The following is a 281-nucleotide window of genomic DNA, read 5'->3' as shown; positions in this document are numbered from 1 at the left end:
AACGCCGTCGCAGCCGCAGGACCCGCCCCAGCCGCGGCCCCGCCTCCGCCGACGGGAGGGCACGGAAGTGCCGCCACAACGCGGCGGCGTGGCCGGCGAGGTCTCCGGTGTGCTCCGCGTCCACCACGGCGAACGCCCGGTCCAGGGCCGCGGCCAGCCGGTCCTCGGCGTGCAGCCGGCCGAGGATCGCGCGCCGGGTCAGGCGGTGCATCGTCACGACCTCGCCGCTGGTGTCGGACTCCGTGAGCGACGCCGCCGCGAGACCGGCCAAAGCCGCGTCC

The 281-nt window shown here is 77.9% G+C and carries 1 protein-coding gene; it reads right to left on the bottom strand.

Going from position 1 to position 281, the window contains the following annotated elements; genetic code table 11:
• On the bottom strand, positions 1-281 hold a 281-nt coding region (locus tag G3I65_RS26475), incomplete at both ends, for a hypothetical protein (protein WP_160698511.1).

The sequence above is a fragment of the Amycolatopsis sp. SID8362 genome, from assembly GCF_010550475.1.
GTDB classification, from domain to species: Bacteria; Actinomycetota; Actinomycetes; order Mycobacteriales; family Pseudonocardiaceae; genus Amycolatopsis; species Amycolatopsis eburnea.
Note: the sequence above shows the minus strand (reverse complement) of the source record. Positions and strands in the feature narration are given on the sequence as shown.